Raw genomic sequence first — 20,691 nt, forward strand, 5'->3', positions numbered from 1 at the left:
TCATGAGCGGCACCGTTGTAGACGCGCTGACCTACTGGGCCAGGTCGAAGCCCGACCTCCCCGCGATCGACTTCGCCGGTGATGTCGTGACCTACGCCGAACTGTCCACCTGGGCCGACGGCGTAGCCCACGACCTCGCGTCGCGAGGCGTGACCCGAGGCGACCGAGTCGCCCTCCTGGGCGTCAACAGTCTCGAATGGGCCGTGGCTGCGCTCGCCGCCATGAAGGTCGGGGCCATCGCCGTCGGCCTCAACCAGCGCATGCTCGTCCGCGAACTCGTCACCCTCGTGGACGATTGCGAGCCGACCGTCGTCGTCTGCGACGAAGCGCTGCTGTCCCGCCTAGAAGAAGTCCAGCAGGAGCGAAACACCTTCGCGATCGCGGTGTTCGAGAAAGACGTCCGTCCGCTGCGGGAAGGTGCTCACACACGATTCCCCACCCCGATCGTGGAGATGGACGATCCCACCGCCATCGTGTTCACGAGCGGCACCACCGGCAACCCCAAGGGCGTGATCTTCACGCACGCGACGATCGCCGGTGAAATGCACGAGTGGCACCTCATGGAGCCCATCCAGCCGAACGGACTCCGGCCGTTGCTCGTACTGCCGTTGTTCTCCGCGGCAGGGATCATCTGGGGTATCTCGCGGGTCGTCCTGCACGGCGGAACACTGTTCCTCCAGCCCGGATTCGACCCCGTCGAAGCTCTGCGTGTTCTGAACGAGGACAAGGCCAACACTCTGACCGGCCCTCCGATTCTGTTCGAGCAGATCGCCAAGGCACCCGGTTTCACCGAATCCGATCTGAGCCACATGGTCACCGCTCATGTCGGCGGGGCCCGGGTCCCCGTCGACCTCCTCCGAAAGTGGCAGGCCCAGGGGGTGGCTCTGCGGCAGATCTACGGCCAGACCGAGATCGGCGGCTCGGCAACCGCGATGCCGCGCGACGAAGCCGCGGAACACCCCGACAAGTGCGGGTACGGCGGCATCTTCACCAAGATCCGGGTCGTGGACCCGGACGGAAACGATCTCCCGCCCAACGAAACCGGCCAGATCCTGCTGCGCGGACCCGGCATGATGCCCGGATACTGGCGCAACGAAGCCGCGACGCAGGAGGCGCTCCGCGACGGCTGGCTCTACACGGGCGACCTCGGCAAGCTCGACGAGAACGGGTACCTCACCTACGTCGACAGGCTCAAGGACATGATCATCTCGGGCGGCCTGAACATCTCCCCGGCCGAAATCGAAACGGTCATCAACCGGATACCGGGCGTCGAGGAGGTCGCGGTGATCAGCGTGCCCGACGCCAAGTTCGGCGAGACGCCGGCGGCTCTGGTACGAGCGACGACCGAGATGAAGGAATCCGAGATCGTGGATTTCTGCAACGAGCAACTCGCCGACTACAAGGTGCCGCGCTACGTCGTGTTCATGGACGAGCCGCTGCCCCGCATGCCCAGTGGCAAGATCGCGAAGCGGCAACTGCGTGACGCCTTCGCGAATGTGCCGGACAACTACGAGAAGGTCAGGTGACACCGACGATGACGTCGAACAAGGTGGCTGTGGTCACGGGAGGCGGGCGAGGTATCGGCGCGGCCGTCTCGCATCGGCTCGCAGCAGACGGTTTTGCTGTTGCCGTGAACTATTCACGCAGCGCCCGCGATGCCGAGGAGGTCGCGGCGAAGATCGTCGCCGACGGTGGGCAGGCAGTTGCGATCCAGGCGGACGTCTCGGTCGTCGAGGACGCCGAGCGTCTCATAGCCGAGACCACCGCACAGCTCGGGGCGCCGACGGTTCTCGTGAACAACGCCGGTATGAACAAGGCCGGCGCGGCCAGGAAGCAGTCTCCGGCGGACTTCGACGAAGTCATCGCCGTCAACCTCAACGGCGCGTTCTACTGCACGCACTTCGCCCTACCCGCAATGTACGAAGCAGGCTGGGGTCGAGTGGTGTTCGTCAACAGCCCCTCCGGTGGTCGCCGTCCCGCCCCTGGGATGAGCGCATACGCCGCGGCGAAGGCCGGGCTGGTCGGCATGACGAAGTCGATGGCACTCGAGGTCGCACGGCGCGGAATCACCGTCAACTGCGTGATGCCGGGATTCGTAGCGACCGACATCGTCTCCAGCGGTGGGGAAGCGGGAGTCGAGGCGCTGACCAAGCACTGGCCTTCGATCCCTCCCGAGTCCATCGCGTCGACGGTGTCCTTCCTCGTCTCCGATCACGCGGCCGACGTCTCCGGTGAGGAGATCGGCGTCTGGCGTGGCGGCCCCGTCGGGGTCTGATCCCAGGTCGTAAGGCGTTCCGCACGAACGAGACCGGGGTTGTTTGCGAAAAGTAGGGAACTTTCGCAAACAACCCCGGTCTCGATGCGTGTGTGGATCCCGAGTGCTATGCGGAGACCGGCGTCTTGGCCTCGGCTGCCTCGGTGTCGGATGCCGTTCGGCGGCCGGCCAGAACGGTGCCTGCGAAGCCGAGCAGCGAGACCACGCAGATCAGGAGGCTGAGCCACACGGTGGTGTCGTCGAACGCCAGCGCCACGGCGATGACGGGGACGACCGCCGCGCCGATGGCGTTTCCACCCTCACGGCCCAGGCCGAGTCCGGTGTAGGCGTGCTGCGTGCGGAACAGTTCGATGACGTATGCGCCCATGGGACCGAAGATCGCCGCAACGCCGATACCGTTGCCCATCGCCATGACCAGCCAGAACATCAACGGCGGCGTATCCATGCCCGAGAGCATGGCCATGCCGGCCCACGCGAAGACGGCGCTGTAGAGGAAGCCGAAGATGATCAGCGGCTGTCGTCCGACACGGTCCGACAGCGAGCCGAAAAGCGGGATGAGGACGGCGTTGGTGAGCTGGGCGGCGATCAGGCCGACGAGCACTTCCGTGCCGCCGAAGCCGAGTTGGTTGGTGCCGAAGGTACCCATGAAGACGATGTAGAAGTAGCCGATACCGGTCTGGCCGATGGTCATCACGAGTACGGCGATCAGGGCGCCCGGCTGCTGCCGGATAACGTCGCGGATCGGCGTCTTCGTCAGTGTTTCCGTCTTCTGGGCCTTCTCGAACGCCGGGGTTTCCGGCAGCGTCCGGCGCAGCCAGAGGCCGTAGGCGAGGATGACGACGCTGAACAGGAACGGGATACGCCAGCCCCAGCTGAGGAAGCTCTCTTGCGACATCACCGCGGAGACCAGGAGCAGGGACAGCGAGCCGAGCACGCCACCGAGCGCCGCGCCCATGCCGGGCAGCGAGCCGAGCAGGCCGCGCTTCTTGGAGGGGGCGAATTCGACCGCGACCAGTGCTGCGCCGCCATATTCGCCACTGGCGCCGATGCCTTGCAGAACACGCAGAAGCACGAGGAGAAGCGGTGCGACCCAACCGATCTGGGCGTAGCTGGGCAGAAGTCCGACCAGGAGGGTTGCGCCGCCCATCAGCAGCATCGTGAAGACCAGGATCTTCTTACGCCCGATGCGATCTCCGAGACTTCCGAGGATGACTCCACCGATCGGGCGGACGAGGAAGCCGACGGCGAAGGTCGCTACCGCTTGGAGTGTTCCGAGGAAGGCGCTCGAGCCCGAGAAGAACACGCTTGCGAAAACCACTGATGCAGCGGACGCATAGAGGCTGAAATCGTAGTACTCGAGCAGGGTTCCGATGAAGGCTGCTCGACCTGCTCGTCGTGATTCTGCGGGGGATCGTCCGGCGGAAGCATTCGGTGGAAGGCTTGCAGCCGTGTTCGTACGTTCGGTCATGCTGAACCTCATGTGTGGGGAGGAGGTGGGCGAATGCCCGGATATTCGGTGAGGTACACCACATTAAGCTATAGACGTTAGGTTTGTCTACGTGAAGGGATGTGCCCTACGGGTGACTTCCACGTTGATCCCCGTGAGGTGTGATTGGTTGCTGAGGATGTCGTACCCGGCCTCGCCCACCGGGGAAAGTCTGTTCACGTTCGTGCCCGGATGTCGACTTGCCGTCCGAAGACTGCGTGCGGTCTTCTGACCCCATCCATGGGTCATCGCGACCACTCCGGGCTTGAGGCCCTCGTCGAATGCCAGTGTCGCCTCCACGGAGCCGTAGCGATTCGAGACCGTTACCTCGTCGCCCTCGACCAGATCGCGCCGCTGTGCGTCGTCGGGATGCATCCACAGTGGATTGTCCTGGTGCAAAGACTGTTTCAGGAGGGGGGAGTTGTGGAGCCAGCTGTTGAGCATGTAGTGGGTGCGACGCGTGATCAACTTGAGTTGATCGGCGCTCTCGCCGGACAATTCGTCCAGGATGTCTTCTGCGGTGCGGTACGCACGCCGGAGCACCGGAGGGCAGCAATCGATCAGACCGTCGTCGTGTTGCACGGCGATGGTGAAGACGTGTGACGGGACGGCCTCGGGCAGGACCGCCGTCTGGCACGGTAGTTGCTTCAACCGTTCGATGCTGAGGCCGGCCTCGCGCATCGCGGCGTCCGCGTTGGCGAGCGGTGCCGGTTCCGGATCGTCGAGCAACGTCCGGACTCCCATTTCCTGCTGGATACGCGCGAGAATCCACCAGTCGTCGCGGCGCTCGGCCGCGGGCGGTACGACAGCCGGGGTGTACTGGACGTACGGTTCCATGGCCACGCCCATGGTGTTGAGGAAATTGACGTCCTCGTGCTCGAGCCAATCCGTGGCAGGAAGTACGTAATCCGATATCTCGCCGGTCACGGTGCGATACAGGTCGATCGTCACGATCAACTCCATGCCGGCCATCGCGGCCCGCATACGTTCCTCCCCGCCCACCGATAGCAGCGGATTTCCGGAGATGACGATCAGGGCCCGGATCGGATCCTTCTCGTGCTCGATGTACTCGGCGAGTCTGGCCGCGGGAAGGTCGCCGCTGACGGTGCGAACCTCGCCCAGGCTGCCCTCGAAGAAGGGATCTTCCCGTTTGCGCTTCGAATTCTGTACGACGTCGCTCATGCCGCGCGAGTAGATGTTTCCTCCGCGCCTCCCGAGATTGCCGGAGAACAGGCTGATCATGTTGAGCATCCAGTACGCGAGGGCGCCCTGACGTCCCTGATTGACTCCGGTTGCCATGTAGATACTGGCGGTAGGTGCAGCGCAGAAGTCGTCCGCGACCTGCCTGATGTCGTCGGCCGCTATCCCGGTGGCTGCACTCACGCGTTCGGCGGGATATCTGCCGACGAACTCCACCAGATCGTCGATGTTCCGTGCGTGCTTCTCGACTTCGGCGCGGTCGTATCCGATGCGGAAGACGATCTCGTGGAGGATCGCGGCGAGAAAGTAGAAGTCGGAATCGGGTTTGATGAGCAACACCTCGCCTGTATCCGGCCCGGACGACTCGATGCGCCGGGGATTGACGAACAGAGTCTTCCCTCCGCGCTTCTTGATCGCCCTGATCTTGGCCATGGGGTTCGAGATGTGTATGAGGGTCATGTGCGAGACGAGAGGATTGCTACCGAGGCAGAGGAAGTAATCGGTGTGCAGCAGATCGGGGATCGGATGCGCCATCGAGGCTCCGTAGATCGCCTCGCTGGCCGCGTACTTGGCGGATGTGTCCTGGGTCCCCGCGCTGAACCGCATTCTCGTGTCGAAGCCACGCGCCAGCGCTGCTGCATTGGCGTAGTAGGTGCCGTTGAACGCGGAGGGGTTTCCCTGATAGACGGCGAGTGAATTGCGCCCGTGACGCTGCCGTATATCGCGCAGGCGGTCTGAGATGTCCCGTACGGCGTCGTCCCAGTCGACGGCGACGAATTCACCGACCTCCTCGCTCCGTGGGTTGACGCGCCTGAGCGGGCGGTCGAGCCGGTCCGGGTCGCGATGGATCTCGAGGAAATGCACACCCTTGTGGCACGAAAATCCCTTGTGTACCGGATGATCCGGGTCGGGTTGCAGGTTGCCGACCGCGCCGTCCCGGACCGTGGCGACGAGTCCGCACGCCGGTTCGCAGAGACGGCAGAACGTGTGGACCCGATGCTCGGTCATCGGGTCAACTGTCCTCGACCATGACACGGGTCGAAGCGGCCTGTGCTTCCGCCCGGTAGTTCGAGGGCCACTTCTTGCCCAGGGCGAGGCCCCCGTCCACTCCGAGCGTCTGGCCGGTGACGAATTCGGAATCGTCGGAGGCGAGGAAAGCTGCGGCATGGGCGAGGTCGTCGGGTTCCCCGGCCCTCGGAATGGGCTGGAACTTCGTGAGGCTCCGTCGAACGGCGTCGACACTGCGGTCGAGCGCTTCGTCCTCGAGTCCGGCGCCGTGGCCGACGATCCGTGTGGCGACACCACCGGGGATCAGCGCGTTGACGCGTATGCGGAACTCGGCGAGCTCCACCGCGGCGGTACGCGTGAGCTGCAGAACGGCAGCCTTTGCTGCGCTGTACGGGTGGGGCCCGAAACCGGTCCGGATACCGGCAACGCTCGACACGTTGACGATGCTGCCCGAGCCCTGGTCGCGCATGACGCGAGCAGCGTGCTTCGTTCCGAGAAATGCGCTGCGCGAAAGTACCGCGAAGCCGTCCTCCCATTCCTCGAGGGATGTGTCCTCGAGGAAAGTCCAGGCGCCCACGCGACCCGCGTTGTTGATCATGCAGTCCAGTCGCCCGAACTGCTCTACGGCAAGTGCGACGGCTGCTGCCACGTCGGACTCCTCGCGGACGTCGGTGTGCAGGTAGACGCCTCGCCGGCCGAGTTCGGCGGCTACGTTCCGGCCCCGTTTCTCGTCGATGTCCGCGACGACGACGTGGGCTCCGCGCTGAGCGAAGACACGCGCCGTAGCCGCGCCGATGCCGCTGGCGGCTCCTGTCACCACCGCAACCTTGCCTTCGAGATCGGTCATCGTCGACTCCTTCGGTCGTGGTGGATCCTTGAGCTTTTAATCTAAAGTCATTAGCCTGCGTGTGTCGAGTCCGTCACACCCGGGAGAGTCACATGGCCGATGAAACACCGATCCTGACCGAACGTCCGCGGCCGGGAATTCTCTTGATCCGGCTCAACCGCCCGAACGAACTCAACGCGATGAACGTCGACCTCATCGAGGCACTGCACGGGGTCCTCGACGAGGTCCGAGACGACTCCACAACCCGCGCGATCGTCCTCACCGGTGAGGGCCGGGCCTTCTGCGCAGGGCTGGACCTGCGCGGATACGGAACACCCGAAGGGACGACAGAAGGGGAAGGCCGCGCCCAACTCGGCTTGAGAGTGCAGAAGCACATCGCCGGGCTGGTCGACGCATTTCGTAGTACCCGCGCCCCGATCATCGCGGCGGTCGACGGTGCGGCAGCCGGCGGCGGTATGTCGCTGGCGCTCATGGCGGATATCCGCATCGCCTCGGAAGCAGCGGTCTTCCACGCCGCATTCATTCGGCGGGGCCTGTCCAACTGCGACATCGGAATGAGTTGGCTGCTGCCCCGGATGATCGGCTTCTCCCGCGCAGCTCAGATCATGCTCACCGGCCGGTCCATCGACGCAGCCGAGGCCGAACGCATCGGGCTCGTCTCGTCCGTGGAGCCCACCGACACACTGCTCGATACCGCATTGGACACCGCCGCGGCGATCGCGCAGAACAGCCCGTTCGGGGTCTGGATGACCAAGGAGGTCATGTGGTCGAACCTCGAAACACCCAGTATGCGAGCAGCGATCGATCTCGAGAACCGCACCCAGATCCTGAGCTCGCTCACGCGGGACCACAAGGAGGCCGTCGTCTCGTTCCTCGAGAAGCGGCCCCCCGAATTCCGGAACCACTGACCGCCCACCCGAGGACACCGCAGGAAACGATGAGGTTCGTATGAAAGTAGGAGTTGCTGCCGGTTACTGGGGCTCCGGCCCGCCCCGGCACGTCGAGCGAATCCTCACCGAGGCAGAAGAACTCGGAGTCGACAGCTTCTGGACCGCAGAAACATACGGGTCCGATGCGCTCACTCCGCTGGCCTGGTGGGGCGCCCGCACATCGAACATCAAGCTCGGGACGTCGGTGTGCCAGATCTCCGCGCGCCCGCCCACCACATTGGCGATGGCGGCCCTCACCCTCGATCATCTGAGCGGGGGACGCGTGATTCTCGGAATCGGGGCGTCCGGCCCGCAGGTCGTCGAGGGTTGGTACGGGCAGCCCTATCCGCGACCTCTCGAACGAACGCGCGAGTACATCGAGATCATGCGCAAGGTGTGGGCTCGTGAAGAGCCGGTCACCTATTCGGGACGGCATTACCAGCTGCCCGCCCAAGGCGGCACCGGTCTGGGTAAGCCGCTCAAGTCGATCGTCCACCCGCTCCGCAGCGACATTCCGATCTACATGGGAGCCGAGGGTCCGAAGAACGTCGCGCTGGCAGCGGAGATCGCCGACGGCTGGACCCCGCTGTGGTTCTCGCCCAAGAGCGACAAGTTCTACCGTGCCGCTCTCGCGGAGGGATTCGCGCGAGAGGGCGCGCGGCGCAACCAGGACGATTTCGAGATTGCGAACGTGTGCTGGCTGGTCGAGAACGACGACGTGGAGAAGGCCGCCGCGCGGCTGAAACCGACGGTCGCGCTGTACGCGGGCGGTATGGGCGCGAAGGGCGCCAACTTCCACAACGATGTGTTCGTGCGGATGGGGTGGGGTGACGCCTGCGCCGAGATCCAGGAGCTCTATCTGAGTGGACGGCCCGAACTCGCAGCGCAAGCCGTGCCGACCGAGATGGTCGAGGACGTAGCCCTCGTCGGCCCCGCAGACAAGATCATCGAGGAAATCGAAACCAAATGGAAGCCCACCTGTCTCACCACCCTCATCCTGGGTGGATGGCCGAAGCCCGAGAACAGGGAACGGATTCTGGAGGCGGTGCAATCGTGAACCTGGACCCGAGAACGCCCATTCTGGTCGGGTGTGGCCAGGTCGACGAGCGCGACGGGGGCGTGGAACCGGTCGATCTGATGGTGCGGGCAGCCCGCACCGCGGCAGCCGACGCCGGGGCGGCGAAACTGCTCGAACTCGTCGATTCGGTGCGTGTGGTCGGCCTGTTGTCGTGGCGCTACCGCGACCCGGGCGCCCTCGTCGGCGAGCGCATCGGCGCAACCGTCCGGCACACCGGATATTCCGGCAACGGTGGCAGCACCCCGCAGGTCTTCGTCAACGGTGCTGCCGAGGACATCGCGGCAGGTCGGGCCGACGTGGTGCTCATCGGTGGCGCAGAAGCCTGGCGGACCCGGACGAAGATGCGGGCTCGGAAGTTGCGTCCGGACTGGACGGTTCAGGACGAGTCGGTTCCCGCCGCAGAGATCATGGTCACCGATGTGCCCATGGCGGCGGAGAGTGAACGTCGCATCGGCCTCGACCGCCCTTCGTACGTCTACCCCCTCTTCGAGCAGGCGCTGCGTGTGTCGGCGGGACGTTCGCTCGCGGAGCACCAGGACTTCATCGGTGGACTGTGGGCGCGCTTCAGTGCGGTCGCGGTGAAGAATCCGAACGCGTGGGTGCAACGCGAGTACACGGCCGAGGAGATCGCGACGCCGTCGCCCGACAACCGGATGATCTCGACGCCCTATACGAAGTTGCTGAACTCGAACAACATGGTCGATCAGGGTTCGGCTCTTCTGATGTGCTCGGTGGGGACGGCGACCCACTTGGGAATTCCGCAGGAACGCTGGGTATTTCCGCATTCCGGTACCGAGTCGCACGATACCTTTGCGATCGCCGAACGGGCCGCGCTCGACCGCTCGCCGGCGATCCGCATCGCGGGCGCGAGGGCGCTCGAACTCGCCGGTATCGGACTCGATCGGGTCGAGCATGTCGACGTCTACTCCTGTTTCCCGTCGGCAGTGCAGGTCGCGGCGAACGAACTCGGGCTCGCGCTCGACGATCCGGCGCGACCGCTCACCGTCACCGGTGGTCTGACCTTCGGTGGTGGCCCGTGGAACAACTATGTCGGGCATTCGATCGCGACGATGATGACGCGACTGCGCGACACCCCCGGCTCGTTCGGGCTGGTCACCGCGAACAGCGGTTATCTCACGAAGCATGCGATGGGGGTGTACTCCACCGAGCCTCCGGCCGATGGCTTCCGGCGGATGGACGTGCAGGCCGAGGTCGACGCAGAGCCGCGTACGACGGCACTGGTTTCGTACGACGGGCCGGCCACGGCGGAGTCGTGGACGGTCGTCTACAACCGCGACGGTGAACCGGAACGCGGCTTCCTTGCCGCCCGCACTGGGACCGGAGAACGCACGCTCGCCACGACTGTCGCCGACGACGATCTGACTCGGCTCGTGGACGACGACATCGCAGGTCAGCGCGTCGAAATTACGTCCGACGGCCAGTTCCGTCTCGTGTGACGTTGACGGCAGTAATCTAACGCAATAAGGTTAAGGGCAAGTGATGGGGCGCGCGAGCGGCGTCCGGCGAACGAGGAGTATGCAATGACGGTCGAGGACTTTCGTGCCCTGTACGAGCAACACGTCGGTCATGTGGCGAGCGGAGACATGAAGGCGGCACTCGCCGACATGGTCCGCGAGAACATTCCGCAGGTCTTCGAAGGCGTGGACACTCCGCGTGAAGCACCGAAGAGCTACGCGATCAAGAATGTTCGCGCGGACGGCGACCTCATGATCGGCGAAACCGTCTACGACATGGGCGACCGTTCGATCGGGCTGCGTTCCATCTGGGAGCTGCACGACGGCCGTTGGCTGGCAGCGAGGTTGGAGAACTTCTCGCTCGATGAGGGGGCACAGCGATGACGGCGACCGAACCCGTGTCGGCCCCGTGGGGCCCCGCCCCCGACGGGCTCGACCAGCAGTACTGGGACGGCCTCGTCGCCGGCGAGTTGCGACTGCAACGGTGCACATCCTGCCGCACGTGGATCTGGGGCCCGCAGGCGATCTGCGGGCACTGCCACAGCTTCGACATCGGATGGGAGACCGTCGAACCGGCCGGCACCGTCTACAGCTGGAATCGCAGTTGGTACCCGTACATGGAGGAGTACGCGAACAACCTCCCCTACGTGACCGTGCTCGTCGAACTGCCGCACGCCGGTGGCCGCCGGGTCCTGGGAATCCTCACCGACGACATCGAAGCCGATCCCGCGATCGGCGACCGCGTGGTCGGCAGCTTCGAGCGCGTCGAGGGTTCTCCCTGGCCGCTCCTGCGCTGGCGTCGCGCCGGCGCGAATTCCGAAGGAGAAGACCGATGAGGGCCGACATCATGCGCGGGGCAGCCGCCGTCGTCGGAGTCGCCGAACAGCACTACCGCCGTGGCGAGGCCCCGCACAGCGAGAAGCGCATGACCTTGGAAGTGATCCTCGAGGCCTGTGCGGATGCGGGCATCGATCCTCGTGAGATCGACGGCTTCGTCTCCTATGCGGGCGGCCCCAATGACGGCGCCATCATCGGCGGTGCCCTGTTGATCGACGAACTGCGCTGGTCGAACATGATGTGGGGTGGGGGAGGCGGCAGTGTCGCAGCCGCCATCACCAACGCGGCCGTGGCGATCGCCACGGGACAGGCCGAATGCGTCGTGGTGTACCGGGCGATGTCGCAGGAGGACACAGGCCGGCTGGGTTACGCGAAGTACCACTACGGCAGTCACTTCCTCGCGCACGGCATCGGTTCACCCGCACAGATCTGCGCGATGCGGACGCAGCGGATGCTCGAACACGGCGGTGTGCCGCGCTCGGCGATGCGGTCACTCGTCCTCGCGTCGTACCGGCATGCGCAGAACAACCCGACCGCGCAAGGATACGGACGACCCCTCGACGAGGAGACGTACGAGAACTCGCGCCTGATCGCGGAGCCCTTCCACCTGTTCGACTGCTCGCGTGAGAGCGACGGCGCCGTGGCGCTCGTGCTCGTCTCGGCGGAACGGGCCAAGTCGCTGCGTCCCGATCCGGCCTATCTGCTGGCCGGGGCGCAAGGAGCCCCGGGCGGATACTCCGAGCTGATCGACAACGATCTCGACGAGCAGTACATGAGCGCCGGGTTCGGTCCTGCCAACAACGGGAAACCCGGCGTGGCTGAAAGGCTTTGGTCGGCAGCTGGTCTCGGGCCGGACGACGTCGACGTCGTCCAGGTCTACGAGAACTTCAGCGGACCGGCCGTCGCTGCGTTGATCGACCACGGGCTCTGCCCTCCCGGTGAGGCCGCGGGCACGTTCATGACCGTCGACAACCTCACGGCGCCGAGCGGGAAACTGCCGATCAACACCAGTGGAGGCAACCTCGCCGACTCGTTCATCAACGGTCTGAACCTCGCTGTCGAAGCGGTTCGGCAGATTCGCGGAACCTCGACCAACCCGGTGGTCGGCGCAAAAACCTCGCTGTTCATCGGCGGGCCCATGGCACCACTGGTCAGCTCGGTGCTGTTCGGGCACGAAGACACCCTGTAGACCCGCGGAAGGCACGGCATGGACAACAACACGAACGACCTGAACCGTAACGAGCTCTTCATCGGTGGCCGATGGGTGGCTCCGCAATCCGGTGCCACGACGGACGTCGTCGAGGCAGCAACCGAAAAGATGATCGGTACCGCGGCGCTGGCGTCGGAGCCCGACATCGACGCCGCGGTGGCTGCTGCGCGCAGTGCACTTTCCGGCCCCTGGGGAGCGCTGACGAACACCGAACGCGCCGACCTCCTCGACGCCTTCGCGAAGGCACTGAAGTCTCGTGGTCACGAGACCGCGCAGCTCGTCAGCCGTGAGAACGGCATGCCGATCGCACTGTCGAACGGAGTGAACGGCTTCGGTCCTGCGGCAATGCTCTCCTACTATGCCGGCCTGATCCGAGACGCCGCCCCGGAGGACGTGCGCCCGAGCGCTTTCGGTGGTCGCACCGTCGTGCGCCGCGAACCGGTCGGTGTCGTCGCGGCCATCACGCCGTGGAACTACCCGCAGCCGCTCGCTGCGATGAAGTTGGCACCCGCACTGGCCGCGGGATGCACCGTGGTGCTCAAGCCCGCACCCGAGACCGCCCTCGACGCGTTCGCGTTCGCCGAGGCCGCTCTGGAGGCAGGACTGCCGGCCGGGGTCGTCAATGTTGTGCCCGCAGGCCGGGAGACCAGCGCATATCTCGTGGAGCACCCGGGAGTCGACAAGGTCGCATTCACGGGATCCACCGCTGCGGGTCGCGCGATCGGTGAGGTGTGCGGACGCTTGCTTCGTCCGGTGACCCTGGAACTCGGCGGTAAGTCCGCGGCCCTCGTCACCGAACAGGCCGACCTCGACGTGTTCGCGAAAAACCTCCTCGAGGTGTCGCTCGTGAACAACGGCCAGACATGCCACGCGAGCACCCGCATCCTCGCACCGCGCTCGCGCTACGACGAGGTGGTCGAGGCGGTCACCGAGACGGTCCGGGCGTTGACCGTCGGCGATCCACTCGACAAGAACACCCACGTCGGTCCGCTGGTGTCGGCTGCGCAGCGCGACCGGGTACTGGGCTACATCGAATCCGGTCGTGCCGACGGCTACCGGATCACCACCGGGGGAGGCACACCGGCTTCCCAGGCGCTCGGATGGTTCGTCGAACCGACCGTGTTCGCCGATGTCGACAACTCGGCACGTATCGCGCAGGAGGAGATCTTCGGCCCGGTGCTCACCGTCACGCCGTACGACGGTGAGGACGAAGCGGTCGCGATCGCCAACGACTCCGAGTACGGACTCGGCGGCACGGTATGGACCACGGACGAACAGCACGGTCTCGAGCTCGCCGCACGCATCCACAGCGGAACCGTCGGAGTGAACTACTACGCGCTGGACCTCGACGCGCCGTTCGGAGGCGTCAAGTCCTCGGGTCTGGGCCGGGAACTCGGCCCGGAGGGGCTGACTCCGTACTTCGCCACGAAGTCCGTCTACTTCGGAACCCGCTGAGCGGTTTCGGCTCGGCCTCATCGCGAGCACACAAGGTTTGGAGTACACGATGGCACTACCTCTGCAGAATGTCCGCGTACTGGACCTGACGAACGGATTCGGTGACACCGCGACCCGATTTCTCGCCGATCTCGGTGCCGAGGTCGTTCGCATCGAACTTCCCGGCGGGTCGCCGACCCGATCGGCGGAGCCGATCCGCGGCGGGGTGAGCATCCCGTTCGCGCTGCGCAACGCGAACAAGCTGGGGGTCACCGCCGACCTGGAGGTCGACGAGGGCCGTGATCGTCTGCGTGAGCTCGCGCGGCAGGCCGACATCCTGATCGAATCCATGCCGCCCGGCTATCTGGCGTCGCGGGGTGTCGGCGCGACCGACCTGCGCCTGATCAACCCCGAGCTCGTCGCGGTCTCGGTCACGCCGTTCGGTCAGGACGGGCCGTATCGGGACTGGGCCGCACCCGAACAGGTGCTGTACGCGCTCAGCGGGGTGTTGTCCCGCTCCGGTGAGCCGGGTGAGGCACCGCTGTTGCCGCCGAACGGCCTGGTCGACGAGTCGGTGGGTGTTCACACTGCGTGGTCGGCGTTGCTCGCCTACTACGACCGCCTGCACACCGGGCAGGGGCAGACCGTGGACATCTCCGCGTTCGAGGTCATCGTGCACGGTTTCGACCCCGGATTCGGCGTGCAGGGTTCGGCGGCTGCCGGACGTTCGGAGGACTTCCCGCGCGGGCGACCCGATGCGGCGAACTTCTATCCGGTCTACCGGTGCGCCGACGGTCAGGTACGCATCTGCCTGCTCGCCCGGCGCCAGTGGCGGGCGATGTTCGAATGGTTGGGTGAGCCGGAAGAATTCGCGGACCCGAAGTACGACACCATCCCCGCTCGCTTCGCGGCGTCGGATCGTCTCAACCCGCTGATCGACGCGCTGTTCGCCGACTACACCCGCGACCAGCTCGTGGCGGAGGGCGCTGCGCGTGGCATCCCGATCGGTGGGCTCAACACCGTCTCGGAGGTGCTGCGAACCGATCATTTCGAAGCGTCCGGGACCTTCGTCGACACGGAGATCGCGCCGGGGCTCGAGGCCCGGATCCCGTCCGGCTACGCCAAGATCAACGGTGAGCGTGCCGGTTTCCGCTTCCGTGCCCCCCGGCTCGGTGAGCACGACGACGCGGTGTTCGGATCGGCCACCGACCGATCGCGTCCGCAGCCGCCGGCGCCGTCGCGTGCCATCGGGTCGCGTCCGTTCGAGGGCTTGCGAGTTCTCGATCTGGGCGTCGTGGTGTTCGGTGCCGAACTCGGTCGCCAGTTCGCCGACAACGGTGCCGACGTCATCAAGATCGAGAATTCGGATTTTCCCGACGGGCTACGGCAGTCGCGACGAAAAGGCGCTCTCGCGGCATCGGTGGCATGGGGTCACCGCAACCGCCGCAGTCTCGGGCTGAATCTCCGCAGTACCGACGGCATTGCGGTGTTCAAGAAGCTCGCCGCACAGGCCGACGTCGTCCTGGCGAATTTCAAACCCGGCACCCTCGCGTCCATGGGCTTGTCGTACGAAGAGCTGAGGGCGATCAACCCGCGCATCGTGGTGTCGGAGAGCAGCGCGTTCGGCAGCGTCGGTCCCTGGAACACGCGTCTCGGGTACGGGCCGCTGGTCCGCGCCGCGTGCGGTGTGTCGGCTCTGTGGCGGTACTCCGATACTTCGGACGGGTTGTGTGACGGTTCGACGGTGTACCCGGACCACATCGCCGGGCAGGTCACGGCCACCACCGTCCTGGCGGTCCTGATCGATCGTCTGCGGACGGGGCAGGGCGCCGCAATCGAGGTGGCCCAGGCCGACACCGCGATCGTCCAACTCGGTAACCAGCTGGTCGCCGAACACCTCGAGCCGGGATCGATCTCGGCGCCGGGAAACTCGGATCCGTACGCAGCGCCCTCCGGTGTGTTCGCCTGCGCCGGAGACGACGAGTGGTGCGCCGTCATCGTTCAGGACGACACGCAGTGGCAGCGTCTGTGCGAGGTGCTCGATCGTTCCGATCTTGCCGGCGACCCTCGATTCGCTTCGGTTGCGGCACGTCTGGCGAACCGCGCCGAGGTGGACGCGATTCTCGCGGAGTGGCTTGCACGTCGCTCGCCGACCGAGGCCATGGAAACCTTGCAGTCCGCGGGTGTTCCGGCGGGAGCGATGGTTCGTCTGCCCGAGTTGCTCACGAACCCGCAGCTCGTCGCTCGCGAGGCATATACCGAACTCGAACACGAGTTGCTGCCGAATCCGCTGCCCACGGCCACGCGCGTCGCACGGTTCGACACGATCCCGGATTGGCCGCTGCGACCGGCACCGCTACCGGGTCAGCAGACACGTGAGATCTGCGAGACCGTGCTCGGGTTGGACGGCGCCGAGATCGACGCTCTGGTGAGCGACGGCGTGTTGCAACCGCCCGCGGACGATCCCGCTCTGTCGTCGGTCACGGCCCGCGTCTGACCTTTCACCGGAAGGTCCCCGAGTTCGTCCTCGGGGGCCTTCCGTCTCTCTACGGACCGATTCGACTTCCTTGCTACAGCAATTGCTCTGGCGGGAAGCCTAACTCGTATCGGACCGGATGCGGTCCAGGGGCGTTTCCGGTGTAATGGAGTCTTGCGTAAATCTACGTGTATTAGTTACGGTGTGATGTGTACCACGGTGCGCACCCGGTTCGGGCGATATCACCTCGGGGATGTCTCGTCGCGCTCCCGTGCGACGCCGTAGGTGTCCCTCGATCGCCTGGAAAGGGCTGGACGCAATGAGAGCGAAGACCCGATTGAACTGTCCCTGTGGTGCTCACGTCGCCGGTGTCGACGAGGATGATCTCGTGATCCGGGCTCGGGAGCACCTGCGCGAATCGCACCCCGGTATGGAGTACTCGCGCGACGAGATTCTCTTCATCTCGTACTGATCTTCGCGGTGGGCGGGGCGGATGGCGTCGACCTGCATCCCCGGGATCGCCGCCGCTATGAGATTTACAAAAAACGATTGACGTATCAAGTGTCGTGTATGTAGTGTGTGTCACATCCGCTGAACGGCAGCGGGAACGTCCAGCGATTCGGCTGTTCGCCCGGCAGGGGCGAGAAATGTTGTCGGAAAACGACATCCACCACACTTCAGATCTCTGAACCGAGGAGACTTCCATGAAACTCGAAGGCAAAGTCGCCCTGATCACCGGTGCCGGCTCCGGTCTGGGCCGCGAAGCATCGCAACTGTTCGCGGCCGAGGGCGCCAAGGTCGCCGTCGTCGATATCGACGCGGAGCGCGCCAAGGGGACGGTCGAACTGGTCGAGAAGCAGGGCGGCACCGCGATCGCGGTCACTGCGGACGTGCGGGTGGAGAAGCAGGTGATCGATGCCGTCGAGGCAACGGTCTCCGCGTTCGGGAAGCTCGACATCGCCTGGGCCAACGCGGGTATCGTCTCCCGAGGCGGTGTTCCTTCCGTCGCCGGCGGTGAGCAGGTCGAGTTCCAGGACCTGACCGATGCCGACTGGCAGGACGTCGTCGGGGTGAACCTCTCCGGTGTCTTCTACACAGCGAAGGCGGCCGTTCCGCACCTGCGTGCCAATGGTGGCGGGGTCATCCTGGCAACCTCGTCGGCAGCATCCTTCGTCGCGTACCACAGCATTGCGGCATATTCGGCGACGAAGGCCGGCGTGAACGGCATGGTGCGTGGCCTGAGCCTGGATCTGGGCAAGTACGGCATCCGGGTCAATGCCATCGCTCCGACGCACGGTATGTCGCCGAACTTCCTGGCACCGGCCGGAACTCCCGTCGTGGGGCAGTCCTACGAAGAGGTCGCCGGACCGTGGGATCCGAGCGTGTCGCCGATTCCGCTCAAGCTGAATCGCCCGCCGTCGCTGAAGGACAACGCACGCGCTGCGCTCTTCCTGGTTTCGGACGACTCCGCCTACATCAACGGCGTCACCTTGCCGACCACGGACGGTGGCACGCTCTCCCGCGTCGCGATGATGTTCCCCGAGGACGGCAACGACCCCTCGGCTCACGGCGAGGGATAGCCGTCGTGACCGACCGCGACAATACGACTCGGGTCGGCACCCGCCGCCTCGTCGTGGACCGGTCGGCGTGCGCCGGGCATGGACTGTGTTACGGACGTTCACCCCAGGTGGTGGATTGCGACGACTCCGGTTACCCGGTCCTTCTGCACGAACTACTCGAACTCGATGAGCACATCGCGGCGGCCGAGGAGGCCGTCGCGGTGTGCCCCGAGCGCGCGCTGACCCTCGAATCGGCTTGATCCTTCGAAACAATCCTCTGCGAACGGGGTGTACGGCATGACTATCACCGAGGAGCATTCGGCTCCCGTCGTCGACTTCGACATCTACGACCCTTCACTGACCCATCCGGTGGACACCGTCCAGGAAAAGGTCGCCGAGTTGGCGGCGAAGGGACCGGTGGTCTACTCCACCGCGTACGGCGGCCACTGGATCGTCACCCGCTACAAGGAAGTCCATGAAGTTCTCCGTGACCCGGAGACCTTCTCGAGCTATCCGAACAATCTCGTCAATGCCGGAGACGGCAAGTTCCTGCCTCTCGAACTCGATCCGCCGGAACACACCGCCTACCGCGTGGCACTTCAGCCGCTCTTCTCGCCGAATCGGATGAAGGCGCTCACGGAACGCATCCGCTCGGTGGTCAACGAACTCATCGACGGATTCGCCGGGAAGGGCGAGGCCGAGTTCGTCTCGGAATTCGCGCACGAGTTGCCGACGCGAGTGTTCCTGGCACTGATGGACTGGCCGCTCGAGGACGCACCGATGTTCACCGAGGCCACCGACATCGCGCTGATGGGCAAACCCGGTGCGAGCGAGGAAGAGTCGGCGAACGCGCGGGCCGAGGCCGCACAGCAGATGTTCGGGTATTTCCACAAGATCATCGGAGAGCGACGGGCGAACCCCGGCGACGACGTCACCTCGACGCTCATCCACACCGAGATCGAACTTCCGGACGGCAAGCGCCTGCTGACCGACGAAGAACTCGCCCGCATGTTCTTCCTCCTGCTCATCGCAGGTTTGCACACGGTGCAGGGGTCACTCGCGTGGGCGATCATCCATCTGGTCAATCGCCCCGACCAGCGAGCAGCGCTCATCGAGGACGAGGGACTACTGCCGAGTGCAGTGGAGGAGATCCTTCGCATCGAAGCAGCGGTGATCATGGGCCGGCGCGCCACGCGCGACGTCGAACTCGGGGGAGTCCGGATCAAGGAGGGCGACCAGATCATCGCGATGCTGTGCTCCGCGAACCGGGATTCCGAAGAGTTCGACGATCCGAACTCCCTGGATCTTGCGCGCACCCCCAATCGCCACCTGTCCTTCGGTGCCGGACCGCACCGGTGCCTGGGGTCCCATCTCGCCCGGCTCGAGTTGTCGATCGCCTTGGAAGAACTGCACCGACGGATCCCCGACTACGAACTGGTCGAGTCCGACCCGCCGATTCTGCACGCCACTCAGGTGCGGGGCTGTATCCGCCTGCCGATCAGGTTCACCCCGACCTCCTGATCGGACCTTCCTCCGGGTTCCCGACCGGCGCGTCGAGCCACCGTCAGGTGAATCTCGGCGCGCCGGTCGGCTTTCGAAGGGTATTCGCCATGACAGTCAGCAACATCCCCGCCGATCTGGTCGTCGATTTCGACGTCTACGATCCGACACTGGCCTTTCCGGTCGACGTCTTCCAGGAGAAGGCGGCCGAGCTCCGGGCGCGCGGTCCGATCGTCTGGTCCCCGCACTACGGTGGCCACTGGATCGTCACTCGCTACGACGAGATCTTCCGAATCCTTCGTGACGCCGAGACGTTCTCCAGTTACCCGAACAATCTCGTCGACGCAGGACAGGGCAAGTTCATCCCGGTCGAGATCGATCCGCCCGAGCACACCCAGTACCGCCAAGCCCTCCAACCGCTTTTCGGTCCGGCTCGGATGAAGGACCTCGAGCCGAAGATCCGTGCGATCGTCAACGAACTCATCGACGGATTCGCCGGAAAGGGCGAGGCCGAGTTCGTGGCCGAATTCGCGCATGCCCTACCCACCCGTGTGTTCCTGAGCTTGATGGGCTGGCCGCTCGAGGACGCAGAGCAGTTCTCGGAATGGACCGATATCGCCCTCCAAGGTATTCCCGGTGCAAGCGAAGAGGAATCGGCACGTGCGAGGGCCGAAGCGGCGAACAACGTGTTCGCGTATTTCGGAGATTTCGTGAATCGTGTGCGCAACGGTGGTGAGGACCCCGACAGCGTGACAGCGACGATCGTGAACACACCGCTCCACGTCGACGGCGTGGAGCGGCTCCTCGACGACGACGAACTTCGCCGCATGTTCTTTCTGCTGCTGATCGCCGGATTGCACACCGTACAGGGATCTCTGGGCTGGGCGATGGTGCATCTCGCGAACAATCCGGCACAACGACAGGCGCTCGTCGACGACCCCGGTCTGATCCCGGACGCCGTCGAGGAGATCCTGCGAATCGAAGCCGCGGTGAGTATGGGACGGCGGGCGACGCGGGACGTGGAGATCGGTGGAGTGCGCATCGAGGCGGACGATCAATTGTTGTTGCTGCTCTGCTCCGCGAATCGCGACGAGGCCGAGTTCGAGAACTCGGATGCGTTCGTGATCGATCGGGCGCCCAACAGACACCTGTCCTTCGGTGCCGGTCCGCACCGGTGCCTCGGATCGCATCTGGCACGAATCGAACTGACAGCGGCCATGGAAGAAATTCACCGGCGGATTCCCGATTATGCCCTGGTCGAGAACGATCCTCCGCTTATGCACGGAACCTCCGTGCGGGGCTGTGTGCGACTGCCGCTGACCTTCACACCCGAGTCGTGAGGTAAGGCAGAACGGCGGAGGGGTCCCGGTTCCCCGG

18 protein-coding genes are annotated in these 20,691 nt (G+C 65.2%); 15 read left to right on the forward strand and 3 right to left on the reverse strand.

The window, feature by feature from the left end:
* Positions 1-2 precede the first annotated feature (2 nt).
* Entirely contained in the window at positions 3-1,526 is a 1,524-nt protein-coding gene (locus ACNJ7K_RS09400) for a class I adenylate-forming enzyme family protein (protein ID WP_487041531.1), read from the forward strand.
* Between the two features lie 8 nt (positions 1,527-1,534).
* The gene (locus tag ACNJ7K_RS09405) at positions 1,535-2,275 is read left to right on the forward strand and encodes an SDR family oxidoreductase (RefSeq protein ID WP_487041532.1); all 741 of its coding nucleotides are present in this window, start codon (positions 1,535-1,537) and stop codon (positions 2,273-2,275) included.
* Between the two features lie 106 nt (positions 2,276-2,381).
* On the opposite strand, the gene ACNJ7K_RS09410 is transcribed toward ACNJ7K_RS09405, so the two are convergent.
* The 3 genes from ACNJ7K_RS09410 to ACNJ7K_RS09420 form a co-directional block, all read right to left on the reverse strand.
* Entirely contained in the window at positions 2,382-3,743 is a 1,362-nt protein-coding gene (locus tag ACNJ7K_RS09410; RefSeq protein ID WP_487041533.1) for an MFS transporter, read from the reverse strand.
* An 87-nt stretch (positions 3,744-3,830) separates the two neighbouring features.
* Positions 3,831-5,969, reverse strand: a complete 2,139-nt coding sequence (locus tag ACNJ7K_RS09415) for a molybdopterin-containing oxidoreductase family protein (protein WP_487041534.1) — start codon at positions 5,967-5,969, stop codon at positions 3,831-3,833.
* Between the two features lie 4 nt (positions 5,970-5,973).
* Complete coding sequence (locus tag ACNJ7K_RS09420) at positions 5,974-6,816, reverse strand: glucose 1-dehydrogenase (protein ID WP_016692447.1); 843 nt, start codon at positions 6,814-6,816, stop codon at positions 5,974-5,976.
* Between the two features lie 92 nt (positions 6,817-6,908).
* On the opposite strand from ACNJ7K_RS09420, the gene ACNJ7K_RS09425 reads away from it, so the two are divergent.
* The 13 genes from ACNJ7K_RS09425 to ACNJ7K_RS09485 all read left to right on the forward strand — a co-directional run bounded on the left by ACNJ7K_RS09425 (position 6,909) and on the right by ACNJ7K_RS09485 (position 20,654).
* Positions 6,909-7,724: an enoyl-CoA hydratase/isomerase family protein gene (locus ACNJ7K_RS09425; protein ID WP_016692448.1), complete on the forward strand. Its 816-nt coding sequence runs from the start codon at positions 6,909-6,911 to the stop codon at positions 7,722-7,724.
* Positions 7,725-7,764: 40 nt separating this feature from the next.
* Positions 7,765-8,802 (forward strand): LLM class F420-dependent oxidoreductase, encoded by a 1,038-nt coding sequence (locus tag ACNJ7K_RS09430; protein WP_487041535.1) that lies wholly within the window; start codon positions 7,765-7,767, stop codon positions 8,800-8,802.
* Positions 8,799-10,280 carry an acetyl-CoA acetyltransferase gene (locus ACNJ7K_RS09435; RefSeq protein ID WP_487041536.1) on the forward strand — a complete coding sequence of 494 codons (1,482 nt, stop codon included), beginning with the start codon at positions 8,799-8,801 and terminating at the stop codon, positions 10,278-10,280. Before ACNJ7K_RS09430 ends, ACNJ7K_RS09435 begins: the two co-directional genes overlap by 4 nt.
* Before the next feature lie 84 nt (positions 10,281-10,364).
* On the forward strand, positions 10,365-10,682 hold the full coding sequence (locus tag ACNJ7K_RS09440) for a hypothetical protein (RefSeq protein ID WP_487041537.1): 318 nt from the start codon (positions 10,365-10,367) through the stop codon (positions 10,680-10,682).
* The gene (locus ACNJ7K_RS09445) at positions 10,679-11,134 is read left to right on the forward strand and encodes a Zn-ribbon domain-containing OB-fold protein (protein WP_487041538.1); all 456 of its coding nucleotides are present in this window, start codon (positions 10,679-10,681) and stop codon (positions 11,132-11,134) included. Before ACNJ7K_RS09440 ends, ACNJ7K_RS09445 begins: the two co-directional genes overlap by 4 nt.
* Positions 11,131-12,324, forward strand: coding sequence for a thiolase C-terminal domain-containing protein (locus tag ACNJ7K_RS09450; RefSeq protein WP_159417374.1), 1,194 nt, complete (start codon positions 11,131-11,133; stop codon positions 12,322-12,324). Before ACNJ7K_RS09445 ends, ACNJ7K_RS09450 begins: the two co-directional genes overlap by 4 nt.
* Positions 12,325-12,342: 18 nt before the next feature.
* A complete protein-coding gene (locus ACNJ7K_RS09455) occupies positions 12,343-13,800 on the forward strand; it encodes an aldehyde dehydrogenase (protein WP_487041539.1) in 1,458 nt (485 codons plus the stop codon).
* Between the two features lie 49 nt (positions 13,801-13,849).
* Positions 13,850-16,276, forward strand: a complete 2,427-nt coding sequence (locus tag ACNJ7K_RS09460; protein WP_487041540.1) for a CaiB/BaiF CoA transferase family protein — start codon at positions 13,850-13,852, stop codon at positions 16,274-16,276.
* Between the two features lie 298 nt (positions 16,277-16,574).
* Entirely contained in the window at positions 16,575-16,727 is a 153-nt protein-coding gene (locus ACNJ7K_RS09465; protein WP_487041541.1) for a DUF1059 domain-containing protein, read from the forward strand.
* Positions 16,728-16,959: 232 nt separating this feature from the next.
* A complete protein-coding gene (locus ACNJ7K_RS09470) occupies positions 16,960-17,835 on the forward strand; it encodes an SDR family NAD(P)-dependent oxidoreductase (RefSeq protein WP_016694552.1) in 876 nt (291 codons plus the stop codon).
* Positions 17,836-17,840: 5 nt separating this feature from the next.
* The gene (locus tag ACNJ7K_RS09475; RefSeq protein WP_016694553.1) at positions 17,841-18,074 is read left to right on the forward strand and encodes a ferredoxin; all 234 of its coding nucleotides are present in this window, start codon (positions 17,841-17,843) and stop codon (positions 18,072-18,074) included.
* A gap of 37 nt (positions 18,075-18,111) precedes the next feature.
* Positions 18,112-19,335: a cytochrome P450 gene (locus ACNJ7K_RS09480; RefSeq protein ID WP_026061648.1), complete on the forward strand. Its 1,224-nt coding sequence runs from the start codon at positions 18,112-18,114 to the stop codon at positions 19,333-19,335.
* An 89-nt stretch (positions 19,336-19,424) separates the two neighbouring features.
* A complete protein-coding gene (locus ACNJ7K_RS09485) occupies positions 19,425-20,654 on the forward strand; it encodes a cytochrome P450 (protein ID WP_016694555.1) in 1,230 nt (409 codons plus the stop codon).
* The last annotated feature ends 37 nt before the right edge of the window (positions 20,655-20,691 follow it).

This window comes from Rhodococcus shunpengi (assembly GCF_048381395.1).
GTDB lineage: Bacteria > Actinomycetota > Actinomycetes > Mycobacteriales > Mycobacteriaceae > Rhodococcus.